This is a genomic window from Lentzea alba (assembly GCF_011067745.1).
Classification (GTDB): Bacteria; Actinomycetota; Actinomycetes; order Mycobacteriales; family Pseudonocardiaceae; genus Lentzea; species Lentzea alba.
Genome location: NZ_JAAMPJ010000009.1, coordinates 303,888 through 326,281, shown reverse-complemented (window position 1 = coordinate 326,281; position 22,394 = coordinate 303,888). Strand labels below are relative to the sequence as shown.

The window sequence follows — 22,394 nt, the reverse complement described above, 5'->3', positions numbered from 1 at the left end:
TTCTCACTGAACGCGACCAGAGAGTAGCCGACTGTGCTGCTCCACACAGGCTAATGGGCTCATCCAGCCGCTCGTGTGACGTTCGGGACGGTTGCCGCGATGTCGTGGGCGAGGGGAGGCGTGGTGGCGAAATCGTTGAAGTCCCGCACCGGCCGGTTCGTGGCGGGGCTCGTGCTGGCGGGCGCGGTCGCGGGGTTGGCGTTCGTGATCAGTTCGGCGACCGAGCAGCAGTCCTGGGCCAGTGCCGAGGGGACGGTGCAGGAGCGACTGAAATCGGGGAAGAGCGCCTCGGTCAAGGTCGAGTACCCGTTGCCGGACGGCACGAAGCAGGTCGCGACCCTGTCGGAGAACGGCCCGGCCCGGAACCCCGGTGAGCGCGTGACGGTCCGCTACGACCTGGAGAACGGCAAGGTCGTCGACGCCGCGCTGGCCGACAACGACCAGGCGTTCTGGGTCGTGGGCGTCATGCTGGGCGTCGTGATCCTCGGCGGGATCTTCGCGAACCTGATCGCCTGGGCGCCGAGGCCGCGGCCTGAGTGATTGTGACGCCGCTCACGGCCTGTCACATCCCTGCGGAAGCCGTCGTCTTGTGCACATGACGAACCAAGAGACGTTCGGCCGCTTCCACGACGCCGTCAACAGCGGCGACGTGGAGGCCATCGCGAAGGTGATCGACGAAGTCGTCGATCCGGACCTGGTGTTCCACGCCCCGGTACCCAGTGGCGTGACGGGGGTGCAGGCGCTCAAGCAGGTGTGGGTGACGCTTCTGCGCGCGTTCCCCGACATTCGCGTCGCCATCGAGGACGTGGTCGCCGAGGGGGACAAGGTCGTCTACCGGAACACGGTCACCGGCACCCATCAGGGCGAGTACCGCGGCCTGCCGGCGACCGGAAGGTCCGTCAGGTACGACGAGATTTTCATCATCCGCTTCGCCCACGGCCGGATCGCCGAGATCTGGGGCGTTGTCGACGTCTTCGCGCAGTTGCGGCAGCTCGGCCAAGGGGTGGAAGCATCATGATCCTGATCACCGGTGGCAACGGCGTCGTGGGGCGGCGCGTGGCGGAACTGCTGTTGCAGGACAACGTGCCCGTCACCACTGTCACCCGCCAGACGGGTGACCTGTTCAGTCCACAGTGGATCAAACCGGACCTGGAAGGGGTGGAGGCGATCCAGATCAGCCCGCGGGCCACCGGTCCTGGCCTGGAGGCGTTGCTGGCCCTGGCCGTCGAGCAGGGCGTCCGGCGGGCGGTGCTGCTGTCGGCCACGACGGTGGAGCATCCGGCGGGGGAAGCCCGGTTCGCCGACCAGTTCCGGCGGGCCGAGGAGCTCGTGACCGGCTCCGGTCTGGAGTGGACGGTCCTGCGCCTGGCCGACTTCGCCGCCAACGCGCTGGCCTGGGTGCCGCAGGTCAGGGCCGGTGACGTCGTGCGCGGCGCGTACGGCAAGGCCGCCACGTCGCCGATCCACGAAACCGACATCGCAACGGTTGCCGCACAAGCACTTCTGGGCAACGGGCACGCCGGGTCGGTGCACACGCTGACCGGACCGGAGTCGCTGGACCAGTACGAGAAGGTGCGGATCGTCGGCGCCGCTGTCGGCCGGACGTTGTCCTTCCAGGAACTTCCGCCGGAACAGGTGCGGCAGGGCCTCCTCGCGCAGGGACTGCCCGAGGAGGTTCCCGCCCGTCTGCTCGGCTCCCTGGCCGACTACGCCGTCAGCGCGGGCCCCACCACGAGCACGGTGGAGGACCTGCTGGGCAGGCCCGCGCTGACGTTCGCCGACTGGGCCCGCGACCACGCGTCCGCGTTCGGCGCACCGGTCAGATGATCAGGTTGAGCAGCAACGTGAAGACCAGTCCGGTCACGGACAGGATGGTTTCCATGATCGACCAGGTCTTGATGGTCTGCCCGACGTTGAGCCCGAAGTAGCCCTTCACCAACCAGAACCCGGCGTCGTTGACGTGGGAGAAGAACAGCGAGCCGGCGCCGATCGCGAGGACGAGCAGCGAGGTCTCGCCGGGGGACAGGGTCGACACCAGCGGGGCGAGGATGCCGGACGCGGTGACCGTGGCGACGGTTGCCGAGCCGGTGGCCAGCCGGATGAGCACCGCGACCAGCCAGGCCAGCAGCAGCACCGACATCCCGCTGCCGGCGACCCAGTCGGCGATCAGCTTGCCGATCCCGGTGTCGATCAGCGTCTGCTTGAAACCGCCGCCGGCGGCGACGATGAGCAGGATGCCGGCGATCGGCGGCAGACCGTCCTCGACGGACTTCGCCACGGCCTTGACGTCCATCCGCGCGCCGCGGCCGAAGGTGAACATCGCGACGATCACCGCGATCAGCAGCGCGATCAGCGGTGCGCCGAGGAAGTCCAGTGCGCTGCGCACCGGGTTGCCCTTGGCCATGAAGATGTCGGCCAGCGCCTTGCCCATCATCAGCACCACCGGCAGCAGCACGGTGGCCAGCGTGACGGCGAACGTCGGGCGCGGCCGTTCGTCGCGCGGTTCGGTGTCGAACAGCGCGGGGGCGGGCACGTCGACCCAGCGGGCGGCGAACCGGGCGAACAGCGGTCCCGCGATGGCGATGGTGGGCAGGGCGATCAGCACGCCCAGGCCGAGGGTGATGCCGAGGTCGGCCTTGAGCGCGGTGACCGCGACCAGCGGACCGGGGTGCGGCGGCACCAGCCCGTGCATCGCCGACAGACCGGCCAGCGCCGGAATGCCCAGGCGCATCAACGACACCCCGGAACGGCGGGAGACCAGCAGGATCACCGGCATGATCAGCACCAGGCCGATCTCGAAGAACATCGGCAGGCCGATCAACGCGCCGACCGCGGCCATCGCCCAGGGCAGGGTGCGCGTGCTGGAACGGCCGATGATCGTGTCCACGATGGTGTCGGCGCCGCCGGAGTCGGCCAGCAGCTTGCCGAACATCGCGCCGAGCGCGATCAGGGTGCCGACGCCGGCGGCGGTGTCGCCGAAGCCCTTGGCGAAGGAGGCGATCGACGCCTCCATGGGCATGCCCGCGATCACCGCGACGATCAGCGAGGAGATCGTCAGGCCGAGGAACGGGTGCACCCGGAACCGGGTGATCAGCAGCACCAGCAGCGCGATGCCGATCAGCGCGGCCGGGATCAGGCGTCCGCTGGAGACAGCGGCGAGTGCGACGTTCACAGTGCCTCCACGGCGGCGTGCAGGTAGGCCTCGACGACCCGGTCCACGGGCTGGTCGAGATCGATCTCGATCCCGCTCTCGTCGGGTTCGAGCGGTTCGAGGGTGGCGAACTGGGTGGCGACGAGGCTCGCGGGCATGAAGTGCCCAGGTCGGCCGGCGACGCGTTTGCGCACCACGTCCTGGTCGCCGGCCAGGTGCACGAACAACGTCGTGGGCGCGGCGGCGCGCAGGACGTCGCGATAGGAGCGCTTGAGGGCCGAGCAGCCGATCACGCCGCCGTCGGCCGAGTGCGTGGCGAGCCACGCACCGATGGCCACGAGCCAGGGGAGCCGGTCGGCGTCGTCGAGCGGGATGCCGGCGGACATCTTGTCGATGTTGGTCTGCGGGTGGAAGTCGTCGGCGTCGGCGAAGGGCACGCGCAGGCGCTGGGCCAGCGCGGCGCCCACGGTCGTCTTGCCGGATCCGGACACGCCCATGACGGCGATGAGTTGCGACACGGCCCCTCCGTTGGGGTGTTGGCGGTGAGCGCAGTGCGCAACATCTTGAGTTAATAATCTGCTTTTTACAAGACCGGAGCTCGATTGATCAGGTCTTAATCGCTCATGTAGCCCCAGCTAGGCAATCATGGGATGATTTGCGCTCGTGGTGGCCGAAGAGCAGCTCAAACGCGGTCTGCATGAGACCGTCCTTGATCACCTGGGCACGCAGATCAGCTCCGGCGCGATCCCGCCCGGCGACGTGCTGCGCATCGAGGAACTCGCCCAGCGCTACGAGGTCGGCCGCTCGGTGATCCGCGAGGCGGTACGCGTGCTGGAGTCCATGGGCATGCTGACCACCCGTCGTCGCGTCGGCGTGACCGTCGCCGAACGCGCCGCCTGGAACGTCCTGGACCCGCGGATCATCCGCTGGCGGCTGGACGGCCCGGACCGGCAGGCGCAGCTGGCGTCCCTGGGCGAACTGCGTGCGGGCGTCGAACCGGTGGCCGCGGCGCTGGCCGCGCGGCGGGCCACCCCGGAACAGTGCGGCGTCATGACCGGCGCCGTGATGGACATGGCCGTGCACGGCAAGTCCGGTGACCTGGAGGCTTACCTGCAGGCGGATCTGGTGTTCCACCGGACGCTGCTGGCGGCGTCCGGCAACGAGATGCTCGCCGCGCTGACCGGCGTGACCGACGAGGTGCTCATCGGGCGCACCCATCACGGCCTGATGCCGCACCTCCCGAACCCGGTCGCCATCCGGCTGCACGCCGACGTCGCGCAGGCGATCCGGTCAGGCGATCCGGTCGGCGCCGAGACCGCGATGCGCGAGATCATCACCGAGGCCACCGAAGCGATCAACCACGGCTGACGAGCTGGTCTTGGTCAGTTCGGGAGGCCGCGCGCGGCGATGACCAGGGCCTCGGCCGTCGCCTCCGCCAGGGACTCCGGCCTCTCGGTGTTGAACGCGTGGTGCTCCACGGTCACCCGCAACGCACTGTTGATCATCGCCGCCTGGATCGCGATGACCAGGTCGGGTTCGGCGAGGCCGGCGCGGTGGGCGAGTGCCTCGGCGAACGCCGGCTCCGCCTCCCGGTGCGCCTCCAGCCAGACCGCGCGCAGGCCCGGTTCGGTCCGGGTCAGCCGGACCAGGTTCATCATCGCCGCCATCTCCTCGCGGGAGCCGACGCGGCCGGACGTGAGCATGCCGAGCAGGTCCGACACGCCCTGGTCGCGGCGCCACGAACGCAGGCACGCGGCCGTGTGTTCGATCCCGCCGGTCAGCAGCGGCATGACGCAGCTCTCCTTGTTCGGGAAGTAGCGCCACAACGTGCGCGCGGAGATGCCCACCTCCGCCGCGATCTCCTCGGCGGACGTGCCCGCGAGGCCCTTGGCCAGGAACAGGCGGACGGCCGCGCGCGCGACCTCCAGCCGGGTCTCCGCCTTGCGCCGTTCGGTCAGCGGCGGTCGTCCGGTCCGTTCTGGCGTGCGGGTCTGCTGTTCGTTGGGCATGGCACCTCCGTCCCAGGGCTTCCGCATCTTACTTCTTGTCTTCGGGTGACATTGTGGCACTGACTGACAATAAATGAGTATGGTGAGCACATGACCTCGAACAGTGATCTGAGTGGCAGCAGCGTCGTCATCACCGGCGGCGGATCGGGAATCGGGCGGGCCGCGGCCCTCCAGTTCGCCGGGTTGGGCGCGAAGGTGGTGGTAGCCGACATCAACGGTGACGCCGCCAAGGTCGTCGCCGAGGAGATCACCGCCGCCGGCGGTGCCGCGGTCGTCGTCGCGGGGGACCTGACCGACTCGGCCGTGGTCGACGAGGTGGTCGCGACGGCGGTGGAGGAGTTCGGCGGCCTGGACGTGCTGGTGTGCAACGCCGGGATCATGGACTCGATGAACGCGGCGGCCGACGTCTCCGACGCGGAGTGGGAGCGCGTCATCGGCGTCAACCTCACCGCGCCGTTCCGGCTCACCCGCGCCGCGTTGCCGCACATGCTCGCCAAGGGCAAGGGCGCGATCGTCTACACGGCGTCGGAGGCGGGCCTGCGCGGCAGTGCCGCCGGACTGGCGTACACGTCGTCGAAGACCGGCCTCATCGGACTGACGCGCTCGGTCGCGGTCATGTACCGGGACTCCGGCATTCGCGCGAACGCCATCGCGCCCGGCGGGGTGAGCACGGGCATCTCCGTCAACGTGGATCCCGACACGCACGGGCCTCAGGTCGTCGGCAAGTACATGCAGAACATCGGCCGCATCTCGCAGGCCGAGGAGCAGGCCGCCGCCATCGTCTTCCTCGCCTCGAACGCCGCTTCGAACATCAGCGGTGTCGTCCTCCCGGTCGACAACGGCTGGTCCGCGGTCTGAGCAACCCTCTTCAGCGAAAGGCTTTCCCGTGTTGCCTGTTTCCGAGGACCTCGACTTCGACCCGAACGAGCTGCGCGCCCGGTACCGGGCCGAGCGCGACCGCCGCATCCGTCCCGACGGCGCCACGCAGTACCGCGACGTGGCCGGTGAGTTCGGCTTCTACGCCGACGACCCGCACGCCGATCCGGACTTCACCCGCGAACCCCTGCACGACGAGGTGGAGGTCGTCGTCATCGGCGGCGGGCTCGGCGGCCTGCTCGCCGGGGCCCGGCTGCGACAGGCCGGCGTCGGCTCCATCCGGGTGGTGGAGAAGGGCGGCGACTTCGGTGGCACGTGGTACTGGAACCGTTACCCGGGAATCCACTGCGACATCGAGTCGTACGTCTACCTGCCGTTGCTGGACGAACTCGGCTACGTCCCCGAGTGGAAGTACTCGCCCGGCGAGGAGATCCGCCGGCATGCGCGTGCCATCGGTGAGCACTTCGACCTCTACCGCGACGCGTGCTTCCAGACCGCGGTCACCGAGCTGCGCTGGGACGAGGACGCGGCCCGATGGATCGTGTCCACCGACCGCGGCGACCGGATGCGGGCGCGGTACGTGGTGATGTCCAACGGGACGATGGACCGGCCCAAGCTCCCCGGTATCCCCGGTATCGACACCTTCAAGGGACACACCTTCCACACCAGCCGCTGGGACTACGGCTACACCGGCGGTGACGCAGGCGGGAACCTCACCGGGCTGGCCGGCAAACGCGTCGCCCTGATCGGCACCGGCGCGACGGCGATCCAGGTCGTGCCCCACCTCGGCCGCGACGCGCAGCAGCTGTACGTCTTCCAGCGCACGCCGTCCACTGTGGACTACCGTGACAACCGGCCGACCGACCCCGAATGGGCGGCGTCGCTGGAACCGGGGTGGCAACGGCAGCGGATGGAGAACTTCCTCGGGATCGTCAGCGGCGGCTCCGTCGACGAGGACCTGGTGGGCGACGCGTGGACGGGCAGTGCCCGGCTGTTGCGGAAGATCACCGCGGGCGGGCAGGCCGACTCGCTGACGCCGGAGGAACGCGAGCGCGCCGAGGAGATCCTCGACTTCCGGAAGATGAACCAGGTCCGCGCCCGCGTCGACGACATCGTGCGGGACCGGGAGACGGCCGAGCTGCTCAAGCCCTGGTACCGCTACGCGTGCAAGCGGCCGACCTTCAGCGACGAGTACCTGCAGACCTTCAACCGCCCCAACGTGACCCTGGTCGACACCGCCGATCACGGCGGCGTCGAACGCGTCACGGAGAACGCGCTCGTGGTCGGCGACCGCGAGTACGAGGTGGACTGCATCATCTTCGCGACCGGTTTCCAGGTCGCCATGTCCGACATGATCACCGGCCGGCTGCCGGTGTACGGACGTGACGGCGTCCACCTGTTGCAGCACTGGAGCCGCGGGCCGCGGACGCTGCACGGTTTCTACAGCGACGGCTTCCCCAACCTGCTCACCCTGGGCGCGTTCCAGAACGCCGCCTCGGTGAACTACGCGCACATCCTCGACGAGCAGGCGAGCCACATCGCGGCGGTCGTGGCGGAGGCGGGCAAGCGCGGTGCCCGGTGGGTCGAGCCGAGTGCGGAGTCGGTGGACGCCTGGGCGGCGGCTCTCGGAGAGAACGCGGAGGAGCTCTACAAGTTCCACCTCGAATGCACTCCCGGCTACTACAACAACGAGGGCAAGCCTCACCCGCGCCAGGGTTACGCGAAGGGCGCCACCGCGTTCCACGCCATGCTCCGGGACTGGCGGGACAACGGCGGCATGGACGACGTCATGGTGATCGCCGGATGAGTTCCTTCCACGGCACCAACGGCATCGCCTTCGGGCCGGACGGACGGCTGTACGTGGCCGACTTCCTCGGTGGGTGCATCAGCGCCGTCGACCTCCCCACGGCGGAGGTCGAGATGATCGTGCCGGCCGGAGACGTCGTCCAGTCACCGGACGACCTCGCGTTCGGCGCGGACGGGTCGATGTACATCACCGACCTGGTGCCCGGCCGGGTGTGGCGCCGTGACCCGCGCGGTGAGTTCACGCTGGTCACCGACGAGGTGAAGGTGCCGAACGGCATCGCGTGCGCCGGGAACCGGTTGTTCGTCAACGAGATGCGACCCGGCGGACGGGTCCTCGAGCTGTTCCCCGGCGGCGGCGCGCCCGTCGTGCTCGCCGGTGATCTGCCGATGGGCAACGCGATGCAACTCGGCCCCGACGGCTACCTGTACTACCCGCGCATGCTCTCCGGCGAGGTCCACCGGATCTCGCCGGAGGGCGGCACACCGGAACTCGTGGCCGAGGACGTGCAGATACCGGTCGCGGTCCGCTTCGACCGTGCGGGCGTGCTGCTGATCCTCTCCGCCGGCGCCGACGGTGACATCACGCGCATCTCTCCCGACGGGAGCCGGCAGACCGTCACCACCGGTCTGTTCGGGCTGGACAACGCCGCGGTCGACGAGGACAACCGCGTGTACGTCTCCAGTTTCGCGAGCGGCGGCATCGCAGAGGTGCACCCGGACGGCCGGATCCGCCAGATCGTGCCGCAGGGCCTCGTCGGGCCCTACGGCCTCGCGGTCTCCGGCGGCACCGTCCACGTGGCGGACCACTATCGCGTGGCCGGTGAACGGACCATGCGCTCCACGCACGGCATCGTCGCCGACGGGGACGAGCTGCACACGACCTCGCAGTACGGCGAGGTGCGCACGGGCAAGAAGGTGCGTGCCAAGGGGTTGAGCTGCCCTCTCGGCATCGCGGTGCGTGCCGACGGTGCGCTCGTGGTCGCGGAGACGGGTGCGGGGAGGGTCGTCGCGGTCGACGCCGGCGACACGATCACCGTGGTGGCCAACGGGTTCTCCGAGCCGGTGGACGTGGCGTTCGACGCCGACGGGCGTTGCTACGTCAGCGACGAGCAGGGCGCCGTGTACCGGATCGACGACGGACGACCGGTGCCGATCGCCGAAGGTCTTGCCGCGCCCCAAGGTCTGACCGTCCGCGGCGACGAGTTGGTCGTCGTGGAGGCAGGTCGGCGGCGACTGCTGGCCATCAGCCTCGTGACCGGTGAGATCAGGACGGAGGCCGGAGAGCTCGACCTCCGTCCACTCGAAACACAGCGCCGCGCGCTGTTCACGCACGGCATGCCGGGGTGTCCGCGTGGTTTCGCCGGGCTCACCGTCGCTCCGGACGGCACGCTGCACGTGTCCGGCGACGGTGTCGTGCTGGAGGTCTCAGTGGCCGGCGATCACCTTGACCACGATGACGACCCCACCGATCAGCAGGTTGACGACTCCGCTGAGGACTGACATCAGCACGCTCGCCCGCATCCGCCGGCCCGCCGTGTAGCCCCACACGAACATGGTCGCGGTGTCCACAGCGACCGACGCGTACAGCGCGGCGGTGAGCGAGAAGGCACCGAAGGCGGAGAAGAGGATCAGGACCAACGGCCCGGCGGCCGCGGTCATCAGAGGACTGGTGACGACCAGCATGTGCCGCAGCTCCGGGCCGTTCATCCGCTGCCCGTAGGCGAACCGGTGCCCCTGCACCTCGGCCGCGATCGTCGCGAGCCACAGGCCGAAGGAGGCGCCGAGCACGGACAGGGCGGCGGAGAGGTGGGTGCTCGACCCGGCCAGCGCCAGCCCGAGCGTGACCGCGATGACCGCGAGCTCCGCGTAGATGCGTTCCTTGAGGCGTTCCGCGATGCGCGCCACGCTCTGGTCGGTGCTGCCGTCCGACTCGATCACTGTCCGCCGCCTTCGGAGCTCATGAATCCACTGTGGAGCTCCGGTCACGTTACCCGCCGGATGGCACCGAAGGCGCTGTGAGCGTCACCGCAGGGGGAAGCAGACCGGGGCCGGCACTCCAGTGGTCAGCACACCTAGGCGCGGGGTTCCCAGCGGAAGAAACGGGCGATCACCGCGGCGAACACGGCCGCCCACAACAAGGTCGAGGCCAGACCGAGCAACGGCGGGGGCATGGACGTGAGCGTCGCGCCGGCGTCGTAACCGGACCAGCCCTTCGCGACCAGGTCAGCTGGACCGATCAGCGGCAGCATCACCCCGGACGCCACCACCGCGGCGTCCGGCGCGTCCTGCATGAACAGGCCTGCCAGCGTGGCGACGATGACGGGGAACGCGGTGACGGGCGTGGCCTCGACACTCCGGCTCACCGCGGCGATCGCCATTCCGGCGGCCACCGTCGTCAGCAGCCCGGACGCGAGCCCGAGCAGCAGCAGCCACGGGTGTGCCGGCATCGGTGCGCCGACGACCAGGCAGAAAACCACGTAGACGAGTACCTGGGCCACGCCCATCGTCACCACCGGCATGGTGATCGCGGTGATCACGCCGGCGTCGGTGAGCTCCGAGGTCCGCAGCCGTTTCAGCACCAGCGACTGCCGTCGCGCGGTGTACACGGTCATGCTGGTCATGAACACCGACAGCAGCATCAGCATCACGAACCGGTCGCTGACGAGCGATCCCCAGCTCTCCGGTGCGCGGTTGCGCACGGTGAACCAGGTCAGCACGCACAGCCCGATCGGCAGCACCGACGCGGCGAACGCGGTGGTCTTGCGCCGGAACAGCAAACGGATCTCGAGAACGCCGTGCCGCATCGCCATGTTCATCGGTTCGCTCCCACGGTGAGAAAGATCTCGGCCAGTGACGCCTGGCTGGCGGTCAGCCGGTCGAGCTCGATGCCGCCGTCGCCGGCCCAGCGCAGCAGGGCGCCGAGATCCTCCTGCAGGGCGGTGGTTTCGAGCACCAGCAGTGCGCCGGTGTCGTCCAAAGTGGACTTGAGTGCGCCGGCGAAAGCGGGCAGTGCCCGTTCCAAGGCCGAGGCGGGCACACGTGCGGTGATCCGGGACGGACGTGTGCCCAGCACCTCGGGCAGCGTGCCCGCCACCGAGATCCGTCCCTGGTGCATGATCGCCACCCGGTCGGCGAGCGACTCCGCTTCCTCCAGGTAATGCGTGGTCAGCAGGATCGTGCTGCCGCTGTCGCGCAACCGTTCGACGGTCTGCCACAACCGTTGCCGCGACTCGGGATCCAGCCCGGTGGTCGGTTCGTCCAGCACGATCAGTTCGGGACGTCCGTAGATGGCGAGCGCGAAGTCCAGGCGCCGCTTCTCGCCACCGGAGAGCTGTTCGACGCGGGTGTCCCGGCGGTGGACCAGTTCGATCCGGTCCAGCAGTTCCTCGACGTCGTCGGAGCGGGTGGTCAGCGAGCCCCACAGCTTCAGCGTCTCGAAGACGGACAGCTCCTCGATCAGTCCCGCGTGTTGCAGCATCATGCCCATCCGGGGCTTCAGCAGCGATCTGGCCCGCGCGGGGTCGTGCCCCAACACCCGGACCGTGCCCGATTCCGGGCGGCGGAAGCCCTCGACGAGTTCGAGGGTGGTCGTCTTGCCCGCGCCGTTCGTGCCGAGCAGAGCGAAGATCTCGCCACGACGGACGGTGAGGTCCACCCCGTCGACGGCGGCGAAGGTGTCGTAGGAGAACCTCAGCAGGGAGATCTCGATCACGATGTCGTCTTCCATGCCCACGAACGATCCCCGGACCGCGAACGCCGCCCCAGTCGCCGCTGTCACGACGGGAGATGACGCTCGTCCGCGAACGACGTGACAGCTGTCATGGGTGGCTAACCTGAACGGATGTGGAGAAGCCGGCGGCGGGTGAGGTCAGCGGATCAAGGCGCCCTCGAGTCCCTCCGCCGCTACAGCCGGTACAACGTGATCGTCGCGGTGGGCATGATCGCCGTCGTGCTCGTGCTCACCGAGCTCGGTGATCCGCTGACGATCGAGCGCGCGGTGGTGGTCGCCGTCGGGCTGGCGGTGCTCGTGCTGTCCCATCGGTACTGGACGCTCCGGTCGATCACCGCTTCGACGGGCCTGATGCCGTGGTGGCAGGCCGGGGTGATCGCCCTGGTCGCGGTCGGGATGGTGGTGGTCTCCGTCGCCACCGGGCACACCGTCGCCTGGGCCCTGGCCGCGGGTCTGCTCGGGCACGATCTGCGCATCGCCCGCTTTCCCCGGGCCGGCTGGCGTTTCAGCGTGCCGTTCGCGCTGCTGGTCGCGTTCGCCGCGGTCACCACGATGGCGCTCACCGGAAACGAGACCGTCGGGAACGTGCTCCGCCAGGGCGGCTTCGCGCTGCTCCTGGTGCTGGCGATGACCTACGCCGAGGTGACGCTGCTCAGGCAGTGGAATCTCACGCTGGAGCTGGAAAAGGCGCGGCGCGACGCCGCGGAGCTGGCCACCACCAGGGAAAGGCTGCGGTTCGCGGAGGACCTGCACGACATTCTCGGGCACGCGCTCGAAGTCGTGTCGTTCAAGAGCGAGCTGGCGAGCAGGCTGAGCGAGATCGACCCGGCTCGGTCCCGCGCCGAGCTCGACGAGATCCAGCGGCTGGCCAGAGGCGCGATCCACGACGTGCGGGCGTTGGTGCAAGGCCGGCGGTCCACCGAACTCGCCACCGAACTGGCCGGCGTCCGCGCGTTGCTCGACTCGGCCGGAATCGGCTGGGAGTTCACCGGCGATCCGGAGCGACTCGACGGTGAAGCGAGCGAACTGCTCGGCCGGGTGCTGCGAGAAGCGGTGACCAACCTGTTGCGGCACGCCGGAGCGAGCCGCTGCACGGTGAAGCTGGAAACCGGTGACGGCAAGGCCGTTCTGACGGTGGGCAACGACGGGGTGGCGCCGCTGCGCCGCGACGATCGGGAGGGCTCCGGACTGCGCGGGCTGGCCCGCCGGATCACCGAAGCCGGGGGAGTGTTCAGCGCCGGCGCCCGCGACGGCGTCTTCGAGGTGCGAGCGGAGGTACCCCGATGATCCGGGTGGTGCTGGCCGACGATGAGCAGCTGACCCGTCAGGCCATCGAGTCGCTGCTCAACCTGGAGCAGGACCTGGAGGTCGTGGCCGGGGTGCCGGACGGGGCCGCGGCGCTGGCCGCGGTCGCCGAGCACCATCCCGACGTGCTGGTGGTCGATCACGAGATGCCGGTGCTCGACGGTCTCGCCGTGCTCGAACGGCTGTCCGCCGCCTACCCGGACGTCCGGTCGGTGATGCTGACCCGGCACGCCCGTCCCGGCGTGCTGCGGCAGGCTCTTTCGTCCGGTGCCAAGGGGTTCCTGGCGAAGACGGCACCGGCGTCCCTGCTGGCCGAAGTGATCCGGCGAGTCCACTCCGGGCTGCGCTACGTCGATCCGGACTTCGCCGCGGACGCCATCGCCGAGGTCCGCTGTCCGTTGACCGAGCGGGAGCTGGACGTGCTGCGGCTGGTCGACGACACCGTCACCGCCAACGAGATCGCTCGGGTGATGCACGTGTCCGCGGGCACCGTGCGGAACTACGCGTCGTCCGCGATGACCAAGCTCGGCGCCCGCAGCCGGGGACAGGCCGCCCGGATCGCCCGCGACCACGGCTGGATCTGATCCGGCTGTGCGCCGGGGAGTTCTCCTATACGCTGTATAGTATGGGTACGGGGGGAACCGCCGAGCGCATCGCCTCGGCGGCGCGGGCGATCCTGCTCGCCGAGGGCGCCGCGGCGGTCAGCATGCGGCGGGTCGCCGACGCCGTGGGCATCACGCCCATGGCGATCTACTCGCACTACCCGAACCGGGACGCGTTGCTGCGCGCCGTCGCAGACGCGAGTTTCCTGGAGGTGGCCGGCAACTGGGGGCGGCGTGCGGAGACCAGTGATCTGCGCGCGCGGGTCTTCGGGTTGCTGGACGATCTGCTCGACTTCGCGCTGGGGCAGCCGCACCTGTACAACTTCCTGATCGCCGACCGGCGCGAGTCCGCGCGGCGTTTCCCGGACGACTTCCGCGACGGCGGCTCGCCCACGTTCAGCCCGATCCTCGCGCTCGTCGACCTCGGCATGCGGGAAGGTCTGCTGCGCCGGGACGACCCGCTGGAGGTCGCGCTGATCTTCACCTCGTCCGCCCAGGGCCTGATCCAGCTCTACCTGAGCGGGCGCATCGGTCTGTCCGAAAAGGACTTCCGTGCGCTGTGCGCGCGGACGGTGGGGAGGATTCTCGATGGACTCGAAACGTGATCGGCTGTTAGCTGGCCTGGGGGCCGCGCTCTGCTCGGGGTTGTTGTCCTTCTTCGGCACCGGTTTCACGCCGGTACCCGCGCTGACCTGGCTCGCTCCGCTGCCGGTGTTGCTGCTGGCGCCTCGGGTGTCGGCCCGGCTGGCGGCGGCCGCGGCCTTTCTCGCCGGTGTGCTGGGGTCGTCGAACAACTGGGCGCATTCCCTGCACTCCACCGACGTTCCGCTGCCGATGGCGCTGGGGATCAGCGCCGGCTCGGCGGCCACGCTGACTGCCGCGGTGTTGCTCTTCCGCGCCCTGGTCGTGCGTGGCATGCCGTTGCTGGCCACGGTGAGCGCGCCCGCCGTGTGGACCGGTGTGCTGTACCTGGTGGGGGTGACGAACCCGACCGGCGTGATGGGCACTCCGGCCAACAGCATGGGCGACGTGCCGGTGGTGCTGCAGATCGCGTCGGTCACCGGGTTCTGGGGCATCGAGTTCGTGCTGCTGCTGGTGCCCGCGGGCATCGCGGCGATGGTCGGCTCGACGGTGTCCCGGTGGCGGATCGGGGTGGCGCTGGGCGTGGTGCTCGTCGGCGTGCTGGGCTTCGGAGTCGTCCGGCTGGCGGGCGAGACCGGGCCGTCGCACCAGGTCGCGCTCATCGCGCCGAACCAGGGGCATTGGGCGGTGGACGTCGCGACGGCGGACGGCGAGCGACTGGTCAAGGCCTACGCGGACCGGATCGCGACGTTGCCGGAGGGAGTCCGGCTGGTCGTGCTGCCCGAGGGCGAGTTCGGCGTCGACGACGCGAGCCTGCCGTCGTTGGTCGCGCCGCTCACCCGCGCCGCGCGCGACCGGGGTGCCGACGTCGTGGTCGGCTACGTGCGGCGGTCCGGGGGAGCGAAGCTCAACACCGCGCTCGCCATCCCCGCGGACGGTGGCGCACCGAACGCGTACGTCCGCGGGACCGGTGAACTGGTCCACGCGGCGGGTGCGGGCGTGCAGATCTGCGGGGAGGTCAACCTCGCCAACCCGAGCCGGGACTACGCGGCCGCCGGTGCGCGCACGATGGCGATCCCTGCCGCGGACGAGAAGGCGAACGGCTGGCAGCACGCGAGAGTGGCGTCGCTGCGCGGGGTGGAGAACGGGTTCGGCGTGGCCTGGTCCGGCCGGACGGGCGTGCTGATGGTGTCCGACGGGATGGGCCGGATCGTGGCCGAGGCCCGCACCGGCGGGCCGGACACCTTCACGACGGTGGTCGCCGGCCTGCCCGCGGGACCCGGAGCCACGGCGTACACCCGCCTCGGCGACTGGTTCGCCTGGCTGTGCCTGGTGATCGCCGTGGCGGCGGTGGTCGTCGCGGTGCGGCGCCAGCGGGTGAACCGCTGATCCGCGGCCGTCATCGCGGAGGAGGTTTGCGGCGGCGCACTCCGCACACGGTGGCGGTCAGCAGGACCAGCAGCACCTCGATGACCCGAGCGGACAACAACGACGTCTCCACCACGATTCGCATCGGACTTCCCCTTTCAGCCGAATCCGCGTGACTCCACGATGACGCGGGAAAGGGGACCCGTCATCCTCCTGGTCAGGATGGGCTGTGACCGTTGCCGGTGCCGCGGCCGTCGTGCTCGAATGAGGTGATCCTTTTAGGGGGTGCCGTGCACTTCAACGACGAAGTCGACTGGCCAGAAGTCTTCCGAGAGCACATTTCCCGACCCGGCCTCGCCGATCCGCGCAATCCGCGCCGCTCCGCCTACGTCACCACGATGGTCTTCCTCGAAGCCGGCCTCAAGGAGATCGACGACCAGCTGTCCGGCCGCAACTCGCGCAGCCGCGACGAGCTCGCGGGCGCCCGGCTGACGCGCAAGATCATCGTGCGCCGCGCCGCCACGATGGCCGCCGAACTGCCGTGCGCCGTGAGCGCCGGGGAAGGAGCGTTCCGCGACCGCTGGCCGAGCCGCGGCGGCATGGCGAACTTCTTCACGTGCCTCATCAAGTACACCTGCACGGCACCGCGCTGGGGCCTTTTCCTCGACTACGGCCCGCGCCGGGCGCTCGCCGAACTGCCCAGGGTGCGCAAGGGCGAGCTCGAACTCACCGATCTCATCGCGAAGATCGCCACGCACGACCTGCGCATGCGCATCCGGTTGGCGAGGTACTGGCTGTTCCAGCTCTCGCTGACGATCGACGCCAAGTGGCAGTCGGTGGCCACGACCGCCTACCGCGAAATGCTCGACGCGTACTCCACCCGCTGGGCGCCGGTGTACGAGGAGGGCTTGAAGCTGCTCGGCGTGCGGTTCCGGCCCGGCGTCACACCGGAGAAGCTCAGCATGATGGTGTCCGCGCAGACGTCGGGTTTCGCGCAGCACATCGCCGGCACCGGTGACGACACCGCGGACAACCGCGACCTGTTCGTGGCGTCCGTCGAGGCGCTGATCCACGCCTGTCTCGACCCCGGTGACGGGTGTGACATCGCGGAAGCGCTGCGCAGGGCACTGCGTCGTGAGCAGGGCTGACTGCTTTTCCGCGTCCTTTGAGAACTCGGCTTCGTTGGAGAGGTGGGCGGTCCGGTCCGTCAGCGGCGGGCCGGCCGCGGGTGCGTTCCCGGGGTGCTGCCTGCCGTCGTGCGGCCGCCCCGGGTTCCTCGGTTCGCGGAAGGTTCTCCGGGGATCGAGGAACTCACCCGACGTCGGTAACGTCTGGAAATTCGGACATTCAGCCCTGAATCCGGCGGGTTTTCCTCGTAGTACGTCACGCGATCGTGCGACAGACGTCGAATGGTCCACTGTGGACGACTGCTTAGCATGTCCACTGTGGAAACTGTTGACATGACTGTTGAAGAACGCCCGCAGGGCGTCTCCGCCAGGCGAACGCTGCTGCGCGGCCTCGCTCTCGGCGGGATCTCGGTCGCCGTGAGCGCCTGTGCGTCCGGCGGCAGCAAGGCGGCTGGAGAGGGTGCCGCGACGACGGTGCCCGCGCCGCAGAGCACGGACCTGCCCAAGACGCCCGACGGTGCGTTGCAGCGGTTGCTGGAGGGCAACAAGCGACTGCTGGCGAACGAGCGGCTGCACGTGCAGACGCTGTCGGACATCCGCAAGCACGCCACCGGACAGTCGCCGTACGCGCAGGTGTTCGGGTGCGCGGACTCGCGCGTGCCGGTCGAGGTGGTCTTCGACGAGGACTTCGGTGACGTCTTCGTGACGCGCACGGCCGGGAACGTGTTGTCGGAGCCCACGATCGGCACCATCGAGTACGGGGTGCTGGCGTTGAACACGCCGCTGATCATGGTGCTCGGGCACCAGAACTGCGGTGCGGTGAAGGCGGCCGTGGACGCGATGAAGGACCCGAGCAAGCTGCCGACCGGTGCGCTGGGCGCGCTGGTGTCCGCCTTGCTGCCCGCCGCGAAGGCGGCCAAGGGCGAGGACGTCTACGCCTCCGCCCTGGAGGCGCACGTGCGCAGTGTCGTCGCGACGCTGGAGGGCACGCCCTCGCTCGCCGAGGCGATCAAGGCGGGCAAGCTGCGGGTGGTCGGCGCGTCGTACGACCTCGCCACGGCCAAGGTCACGATGTACTGAGCCGCGGCCGGTGCGCCGGCTGTGTTTTCCGGGTTTTCCGGGCTTTGCGGACGGAGTTCCGACAGTGTCCGAACAGGACGTTCGTCGGGCCGTCCACGTGGGACTCTCCGAAGATGGGTGAACTTTCCGAAACGTGCGCGGAGCTGGTGGCCTGCCTGCACCGGATGCGGGCGGGCCTTGCGGCGCGCGGTGACCTGACGGGCGCGGACCAGGTGCTGAACCTGATGATGGCGACCGTCGCGGCCGACGAGATCGTGTGTGCGCTGGCGCGTGAGGATGCTGCGCGGGTGAAGTTCCACGCCGACCTGCTGCACTCCAGCCTCGAGTCGGCGGGCCCGATCAGGTTCGGGTTCCTGGGATGAACTTGCCGATCGTGCTCCCGCGCGTGTTCGGTCGCAGGTCCGCGTCGCTGACGTACCTCGACGAGGTCAGCGTTGCCGCGATGGTCTCGGCACTGGAGCTGGAGCCCGGTGCGCGGGCGTCGCTGGACGTGACCGCACGAGCCCTGCGCATCGCACCACGGCACGAGTGGCTGGTGCTGCGGTGGTTGCGCACCCTGGCGTTGCGCGGGGTGATCGAGTTCGACGGCCGCGGGTACCGCGTGCTCGGGGAGGTTCGCCGCCTCAGGCCCGAGGATCTGAGCTCGTCGTACCGGCGGCTGAGGATTCCGCGCAACGCGGCGCGGTTGCACGAGCGGGCGGTCAGGCGTCTGCCCGAACTGCTCAGGGACGAGGTCACGGCGGGAGCACTGCTCGCACCGGACGGCTCGGCGTGCGCAGCGCTGGCGGGTGAGGGCTTGAGTTCCTGCACCGATGAGCTCGACGAGGACTGTGCGCAGCTCGTCGGCTCCGGTGCCCTGGTCCGCCGGCGCGCGGTCCGGGTGGTGGAGATCGGTGGCGGCACCGGGCGGACCACCGACGCGCTGCTGGACGTGCTGCCTTCCGCGATCGCGTGCTACCGGTTCACCGACGTCTGCGAAGAGGTCCTGTGGGCCGTGGTGCGGGCGCGTCCGGAGCTTCGCGCCGAGATTCTCGACGTCAACCAGGACTTCGCGGACCAGGGTTTCGCGGACGCCTCGGCCGACGTGGTCGTGGCGGGTCACTCGTTGCATCACGCGACCAACATCGGCCGCGCGCTGATGCGGATCCACCGCCTGCTCGTGCCCGGCGGTGAACTGGTGTTCAGCGTTCCGGCCGGGGACGATCCCGCCGCTCTCGTCTCGACGCACTTCCTGCACTCGCCGGTGCCGGGCGGTGAGGTCCTGCGCGGAGGGCAGATCTTCCCGGACGGCGGTGTCTGGGAATCCGCGCTGCGGGCCGCGGGATTCGCGCTCAAGGTGTCGATGTCGGCGGGCGCCCGGTCGTCGGTTCGGCATCACCTGTTCCACGCGGTCCGCGAAGCGGTGTGAGTCGGATCCACCGGGATCGCGCCGTTCAAGTTCGAAGAAAAACGTTGGATGAAGTGCGCATGGATCCCAGGTGGACGGGTGTGCATCCCGAACGCGCCGGAACTGGAATGTTCTCCACTGTTGTCATCTCAGTTGGGCGAGTGTCCGGCGGCGGCCGGATCCGTCTGAGACGACCTCGGTCGTCCGCGTTCTTCGGAAGCCATTCCTTGTTTTTCGGGGTTGCCCGGGGGGCTTGCTGACCATGAGTGGCCGAGAACGTGATTTCGCAGCGTAGTAGCTGTTGGGGGATGTGCACGCTGCGTTGTCGAACCTGTTCGACGACCGGTCGTCGAACGAATCGAAAGAACTGTTCGTGAACATTTTTCACGTATTTCTCAGATGGTGCTGTTCGTTTGTGCAAGTGATGTTCAGTGGTATAAGGGTTTCCCAGGTAAAACCCTGCGACCTGAGGTGGTTGGTTCCTTTTGATTGGTAGCCTCCGGCAATGTGCGTGACCGGTCACGTCATCGGTGAAAATCACCAATCGAGATGCCCCCAGGGTGGGATGAAGGTGTGTGATGATGACCGGAGGCACGCTGGTCGGCAGAGATCGGGAATTACGTCTCTTCGCTGACGCCGCGGCCGCGGTACGCGCCGGCACACCGCGAGTCGTGCTCGTGCGCGGACCGAGCGGAATCGGCAAGTCGGCCTTGCTCGACGCCGCGCTGGAGGATCTGCGGCCCAGCGCCGTCCTGAGGACGACCTGTGCTCCCGAAACAGCCGCCTTCGACGCGGCGTGCGGGTTGCTCGGCTCCACTCCCGGCGCGGAACCGTTGCGCTGGAAGCTGCCGGTGTTGCGCTCGCTCGACGACGGTGCCGGCGACGAGGACCACCGCGGCGAGAGACAGGCCGTCTTCCGGTCGATCCTGCGCCTGCTGCACCGGGTCGTGCTGGACGCCGTCGATCGCGCGGGTGAGCTCGTGCTGGTGATCGACGACGTGCAGCACTGCGACGCCGCGACGCTGCGCTGGCTGGACTTCACCCTGCGCCGGGCGGCGGAACTGCCGTTGCTGGTCGTGCTCGGTCTGCGCACGGAGGCGTTCGCGTCGGCGTCCCCGCCGTTCGGATTGCTGGAGCGGCACAGCGGCACGGTCCTCGACCTCGGCCCGCTGCCGCCCGCCGACGCGGCGGTGCTGGCCGCGAGCGCGCTGGGACCGAGGGCGGAGGCCGGTTTCACCGAGCAGTGCGCCCGCGTCGCCGACGGGAACCCCGGAACGTTGTCGCGCCTGATCGAGGTGCTGAACGGCCGGCGCGTCCCGCCGGTGAACGGTGAGGCGTCGCGGGTGGCGGAGATCGGCAGGACGGTCGCGCCGCGGGACGTGCTCGCCGTGCTCGGCCAGACCGGCCACGCACTCGACGTGGCCAGGGCCGTGGGTGCGCTGGGCACGACGGACGCCGAACTCGTCGCCATGCTCGCCGAGGTGCCCGTGGTCCGGGTGCAGGAGGTGGTAGAGCTGTTGCGGTGCAACGACTTCCTCGACGAACGCGGATCGGCGGTCCAGGTGGTCGCACCGGTGCTGCACGGCTTGTCCGCGCTGCGGCGCGAGGAGCTCCGCGGCCGGGCCGGGTGGCTGCTCAGCGTTGCGGGGTATCCGGCCACGCACGTCGCGGAGCAGCTGTTGCCGCTGCCGGAACAGCCACCGCCGTGGATGCTCGACATCCTGCGGGAAGCCGCCCGGCAGGCTCCTCTCCAGTCGCGCCGCCGCTTCCTGTTCGCGGTGTACCGGTCCGGTCCGCGCGATCCGCGCAACCGGATCGATCTCGCCGCGGTCGTGGGGCTGAGCGACCCGGACCGCGCCCTGGAACTGTTGCGCGAGGCGCTGACGCTCACCGCGGACGTCAGGGAGCGCGCGTCGGTCGTCGGCAAGCTCGCCGCCGCGGGGCTCGCCGCCGGCCGCGCGCCCGAGGTGCTCGACCAGGTCGACGAGGTGCTGGCCGAACTGGGGCCGGTGGCCGAAGCCGGCGACGCCGCTCATCGGGACCTCGTGGGCTACCTCACCGCGATCCGGGTCCTCGGAGGTATCACGGATCTGACCACGATCGGAACCGCGGCGCCGAGTGCCCGGGCCCTGTTGCCCGCCGACTTCGGCACCGGTGGTGACACCGTCGCCGAACGGCTGAGCGCGGCGGCGCGGAGCGCGCTCGCCGCCATCCAGGGCGAGCCGGCTCGCATCGCACTCGCACACGCGACCACGGCGGTCCGGCTCATCGGACCGGGCGAGCCCACGGCAGGTTCGTCCGTGGGAGCTTTCGTGTGTTACCTCGCCGGCGATCGGACCACCTCGCTGGCGACGCTCGGCCGTCTGATCGAGGACAGCGCGGCGTCGAACAACTCTCGGGCGGAAAGCGCGGCACTCGCCATGCGGGCCATGATCCGGGCCGAGTCCGACGAACTCTCCGGCGCCTACGCGGACGCGTGCCGGGCGGTGGAACTCTCCGGTGCGGCGGGCCGCAAACACACCGTCGCGCCGCGCGTGGCACTGGCCTCGGTGCTGGTGCTGCTCGACGAGGCGGACACGGCCGAGACGGTGCTGGGCGAGGCGACGACCAGCAGGGTCCGCGAGTACTACGAGTACCTGATGACCAGGGCCAGAATCCGCTGGGCCCAGGGAGATGCGCAGGCGGCGCTGACCGACCTGGTCGCCTGTGGCGACAGCCTGCGCGAGGTGGGCGTGACCAACCCGGTCTTCGCGCCGTGGTGGGTGGATCTCGCCCGGCTGCTCGCCGATCTCGGCCGAGCCGACGAGGCTGTGGAGGCGGTCGAACGGGGAACGGAACTGGCCCGCCGCTGGGGCACGCGGCAGGCACTGGGACTCGCCCGGCTCGCGCAGGGCGCGATCGCCCGTCACGACCGGGCGCCCGCACTGCTGAGCGAGGCCGTCGAACTGCTGGCCGCCGCGGGGGACCGGGTGCGCCAGGTGCAGGCCGAGCACCTCCTCGGGCTCGCACTGGCCCGCGGTGGTGACCTGAGAGCCGGACGCGCACGCCTGCGGCACGCGGTCGATCTCGCGGTGCGCTGGGGCCAGCTGGCACACGCGTCCTGGGCGCGCGCCGGCCTCGAAAGCCTTGGTGGCCGGATGGGACGGCGGGACGAGGTGTGGACGGGCTCGCTCACCCCGAGCGAGCGCAGGATCGTGGACCTGGCTGCCGCCGGAGCCTCCAACCGCCAGATCGCCGAGTCGCTGGTGGTGTCGCTGCGCACCGTCGAGATCCACCTGACCAGCGCTTACCGCAAGCTGGGGGTGAGCGGACGGCGGCAGCTCGCCGGAGCGCTCGTCCCCCGCACGGGCTCCGGGTCCCGGGGGTGAGGG

22 protein-coding genes are annotated in these 22,394 nt (G+C 69.9%); 16 read left to right on the top strand and 6 right to left on the bottom strand.

The window, feature by feature from the left end; translation table 11 throughout:
* The first annotated feature begins 123 nt into the window (after nucleotides 1-123).
* The 3 genes from G7043_RS30830 to G7043_RS30820 are packed head-to-tail and all read left to right on the top strand — an operon-like array spanning nucleotide 124 to nucleotide 1,827.
* Nucleotides 124-540, top strand: a complete 417-nt coding sequence (locus tag G7043_RS30830) for a DUF3592 domain-containing protein (protein WP_166051582.1) — start codon at nucleotides 124-126, stop codon at nucleotides 538-540.
* 55 nt (nucleotides 541-595) lie between these two features.
* The gene (locus tag G7043_RS30825) at nucleotides 596-1,018 is read left to right on the top strand and encodes an ester cyclase (RefSeq protein WP_166051580.1); all 423 of its coding nucleotides are present in this window, start codon (nucleotides 596-598) and stop codon (nucleotides 1,016-1,018) included.
* A complete protein-coding gene (locus G7043_RS30820; RefSeq protein ID WP_166051578.1) occupies nucleotides 1,015-1,827 on the top strand; it encodes an NAD(P)H-binding protein in 813 nt (270 codons plus the stop codon). Before G7043_RS30825 ends, G7043_RS30820 begins: the two co-directional genes overlap by 4 nt.
* Here the strand turns inward: G7043_RS30820 and G7043_RS30815 are convergent.
* Both G7043_RS30815 and G7043_RS30810 read right to left on the bottom strand, forming a co-directional pair.
* Nucleotides 1,820-3,172, bottom strand: coding sequence for a GntT/GntP/DsdX family permease (locus G7043_RS30815; protein ID WP_166051576.1), 1,353 nt, complete (start codon nucleotides 3,170-3,172; stop codon nucleotides 1,820-1,822). The two genes, G7043_RS30820 and G7043_RS30815, sit on opposite strands and share 8 nt — an antisense overlap.
* The gene (locus G7043_RS30810; protein ID WP_166051574.1) at nucleotides 3,169-3,669 is read right to left on the bottom strand and encodes a gluconokinase; all 501 of its coding nucleotides are present in this window, start codon (nucleotides 3,667-3,669) and stop codon (nucleotides 3,169-3,171) included. Before G7043_RS30810 ends, G7043_RS30815 begins: the two co-directional genes overlap by 4 nt.
* Before the next feature lie 145 nt (nucleotides 3,670-3,814).
* Between G7043_RS30810 and G7043_RS30805 the strand changes: the two genes are divergently transcribed.
* Nucleotides 3,815-4,519, top strand: coding sequence for a FadR/GntR family transcriptional regulator (locus G7043_RS30805; protein WP_313888159.1), 705 nt, complete (start codon nucleotides 3,815-3,817; stop codon nucleotides 4,517-4,519).
* Between the two features lie 14 nt (nucleotides 4,520-4,533).
* Here G7043_RS30805 and G7043_RS30800 read toward each other — a convergent pair whose 3' ends face one another.
* Complete coding sequence (locus G7043_RS30800; protein ID WP_166051572.1) at nucleotides 4,534-5,160, bottom strand: TetR/AcrR family transcriptional regulator; 627 nt, start codon at nucleotides 5,158-5,160, stop codon at nucleotides 4,534-4,536.
* A gap of 90 nt (nucleotides 5,161-5,250) precedes the next feature.
* On the opposite strand from G7043_RS30800, the gene G7043_RS30795 reads away from it, so the two are divergent.
* Genes G7043_RS30795 through G7043_RS30785 form a run of 3 tightly spaced genes read left to right on the top strand, consistent with a single transcriptional unit; the run spans nucleotide 5,251 to nucleotide 9,342 of the window.
* Nucleotides 5,251-6,018, top strand: coding sequence for an SDR family NAD(P)-dependent oxidoreductase (locus G7043_RS30795; RefSeq protein ID WP_166051570.1), 768 nt, complete (start codon nucleotides 5,251-5,253; stop codon nucleotides 6,016-6,018).
* A gap of 28 nt (nucleotides 6,019-6,046) precedes the next feature.
* Nucleotides 6,047-7,843: a flavin-containing monooxygenase gene (locus tag G7043_RS30790; protein WP_166051568.1), complete on the top strand. Its 1,797-nt coding sequence runs from the start codon at nucleotides 6,047-6,049 to the stop codon at nucleotides 7,841-7,843.
* Entirely contained in the window at nucleotides 7,840-9,342 is a 1,503-nt protein-coding gene (locus G7043_RS30785) for a hypothetical protein (RefSeq protein WP_242642829.1), read from the top strand. The genes G7043_RS30790 and G7043_RS30785 overlap by 4 nt, the downstream gene beginning before the upstream one ends.
* Here the strand turns inward: G7043_RS30785 and G7043_RS30780 are convergent.
* The 3 genes from G7043_RS30780 to G7043_RS30770 all read right to left on the bottom strand — a co-directional run bounded on the left by G7043_RS30780 (nucleotide 9,268) and on the right by G7043_RS30770 (nucleotide 11,620).
* Nucleotides 9,268-9,780: a hypothetical protein gene (locus G7043_RS30780; RefSeq protein ID WP_166051566.1), complete on the bottom strand. Its 513-nt coding sequence runs from the start codon at nucleotides 9,778-9,780 to the stop codon at nucleotides 9,268-9,270. The genes G7043_RS30785 and G7043_RS30780 overlap by 75 nt on opposite strands.
* 134 nt (nucleotides 9,781-9,914) lie before the next feature.
* Nucleotides 9,915-10,658 (bottom strand): ABC transporter permease, encoded by a 744-nt coding sequence (locus tag G7043_RS30775; protein WP_166051563.1) that lies wholly within the window; start codon nucleotides 10,656-10,658, stop codon nucleotides 9,915-9,917.
* Entirely contained in the window at nucleotides 10,655-11,620 is a 966-nt protein-coding gene (locus G7043_RS30770) for an ABC transporter ATP-binding protein (protein ID WP_313888158.1), read from the bottom strand. Before G7043_RS30770 ends, G7043_RS30775 begins: the two co-directional genes overlap by 4 nt.
* 63 nt (nucleotides 11,621-11,683) lie before the next feature.
* Between G7043_RS30770 and G7043_RS30765 the strand changes: the two genes are divergently transcribed.
* The 9 genes from G7043_RS30765 (at nucleotide 11,684) to G7043_RS30725 (ending at nucleotide 22,391) form a co-directional block, all read left to right on the top strand.
* A complete protein-coding gene (locus tag G7043_RS30765; protein WP_166051561.1) occupies nucleotides 11,684-12,859 on the top strand; it encodes a sensor histidine kinase in 1,176 nt (391 codons plus the stop codon).
* Nucleotides 12,856-13,461 (top strand): response regulator transcription factor, encoded by a 606-nt coding sequence (locus G7043_RS30760; RefSeq protein ID WP_166051559.1) that lies wholly within the window; start codon nucleotides 12,856-12,858, stop codon nucleotides 13,459-13,461. The genes G7043_RS30765 and G7043_RS30760 overlap by 4 nt, the downstream gene beginning before the upstream one ends.
* Before the next feature lie 41 nt (nucleotides 13,462-13,502).
* Nucleotides 13,503-14,084 (top strand): TetR/AcrR family transcriptional regulator, encoded by a 582-nt coding sequence (locus tag G7043_RS30755; protein WP_166051557.1) that lies wholly within the window; start codon nucleotides 13,503-13,505, stop codon nucleotides 14,082-14,084.
* Nucleotides 14,068-15,450 (top strand): nitrilase-related carbon-nitrogen hydrolase, encoded by a 1,383-nt coding sequence (locus G7043_RS30750; RefSeq protein ID WP_166051554.1) that lies wholly within the window; start codon nucleotides 14,068-14,070, stop codon nucleotides 15,448-15,450. The genes G7043_RS30755 and G7043_RS30750 overlap by 17 nt, the downstream gene beginning before the upstream one ends.
* 269 nt (nucleotides 15,451-15,719) lie before the next feature.
* Nucleotides 15,720-16,577, top strand: a complete 858-nt coding sequence (locus tag G7043_RS30745) for a hypothetical protein (RefSeq protein WP_166051553.1) — start codon at nucleotides 15,720-15,722, stop codon at nucleotides 16,575-16,577.
* Between the two features lie 312 nt (nucleotides 16,578-16,889).
* Entirely contained in the window at nucleotides 16,890-17,636 is a 747-nt protein-coding gene (locus G7043_RS30740) for a carbonic anhydrase (protein ID WP_166051551.1), read from the top strand.
* Nucleotides 17,637-17,749: 113 nt separating this feature from the next.
* The gene (locus tag G7043_RS30735) at nucleotides 17,750-17,998 is read left to right on the top strand and encodes a hypothetical protein (protein WP_166051549.1); all 249 of its coding nucleotides are present in this window, start codon (nucleotides 17,750-17,752) and stop codon (nucleotides 17,996-17,998) included.
* A complete protein-coding gene (locus tag G7043_RS30730) occupies nucleotides 17,995-19,044 on the top strand; it encodes a class I SAM-dependent methyltransferase (protein ID WP_166051547.1) in 1,050 nt (349 codons plus the stop codon). Before G7043_RS30735 ends, G7043_RS30730 begins: the two co-directional genes overlap by 4 nt.
* A 560-nt stretch (nucleotides 19,045-19,604) precedes the next feature.
* Nucleotides 19,605-22,391, top strand: coding sequence for a helix-turn-helix transcriptional regulator (locus G7043_RS30725; RefSeq protein ID WP_166051545.1), 2,787 nt, complete (start codon nucleotides 19,605-19,607; stop codon nucleotides 22,389-22,391).
* Nucleotides 22,392-22,394 lie beyond the last annotated feature (3 nt).

What these genes read in the sequence shown, in the direction of transcription:
- G7043_RS30825 (WP_166051580.1), top strand. Translation starts at nt 596, where the DNA reads ATGACGAACCAAGAGACGTTCGGCCGCTTCCACGACGCCGTCAACAGC.
- G7043_RS30820 (WP_166051578.1), top strand. Translation starts at nt 1,015, where the DNA reads ATGATCCTGATCACCGGTGGCAACGGCGTCGTGGGGCGGCGCGTGGCG.
- G7043_RS30800 (WP_166051572.1), bottom strand. Translation starts at nt 5,160, where the DNA reads ATGCCCAACGAACAGCAGACCCGCACGCCAGAACGGACCGGACGACCG.
- G7043_RS30795 (WP_166051570.1), top strand. Translation starts at nt 5,251, where the DNA reads ATGACCTCGAACAGTGATCTGAGTGGCAGCAGCGTCGTCATCACCGGC.
- G7043_RS30785 (WP_242642829.1), top strand. Translation starts at nt 7,840, where the DNA reads ATGAGTTCCTTCCACGGCACCAACGGCATCGCCTTCGGGCCGGACGGA.
- G7043_RS30775 (WP_166051563.1), bottom strand. Translation starts at nt 10,658, where the DNA reads ATGAACATGGCGATGCGGCACGGCGTTCTCGAGATCCGTTTGCTGTTC.
- G7043_RS30765 (WP_166051561.1), top strand. Translation starts at nt 11,684, where the DNA reads ATGTGGAGAAGCCGGCGGCGGGTGAGGTCAGCGGATCAAGGCGCCCTC.
- G7043_RS30760 (WP_166051559.1), top strand. Translation starts at nt 12,856, where the DNA reads ATGATCCGGGTGGTGCTGGCCGACGATGAGCAGCTGACCCGTCAGGCC.
- G7043_RS30755 (WP_166051557.1), top strand. Translation starts at nt 13,503, where the DNA reads ATGGGTACGGGGGGAACCGCCGAGCGCATCGCCTCGGCGGCGCGGGCG.
- G7043_RS30750 (WP_166051554.1), top strand. Translation starts at nt 14,068, where the DNA reads ATGGACTCGAAACGTGATCGGCTGTTAGCTGGCCTGGGGGCCGCGCTC.
- G7043_RS30740 (WP_166051551.1), top strand. Translation starts at nt 16,890, where the DNA reads ATGACTGTTGAAGAACGCCCGCAGGGCGTCTCCGCCAGGCGAACGCTG.
- G7043_RS30735 (WP_166051549.1), top strand. Translation starts at nt 17,750, where the DNA reads ATGGGTGAACTTTCCGAAACGTGCGCGGAGCTGGTGGCCTGCCTGCAC.
- G7043_RS30730 (WP_166051547.1), top strand. Translation starts at nt 17,995, where the DNA reads ATGAACTTGCCGATCGTGCTCCCGCGCGTGTTCGGTCGCAGGTCCGCG.
- G7043_RS30725 (WP_166051545.1), top strand. Translation starts at nt 19,605, where the DNA reads ATGACCGGAGGCACGCTGGTCGGCAGAGATCGGGAATTACGTCTCTTC.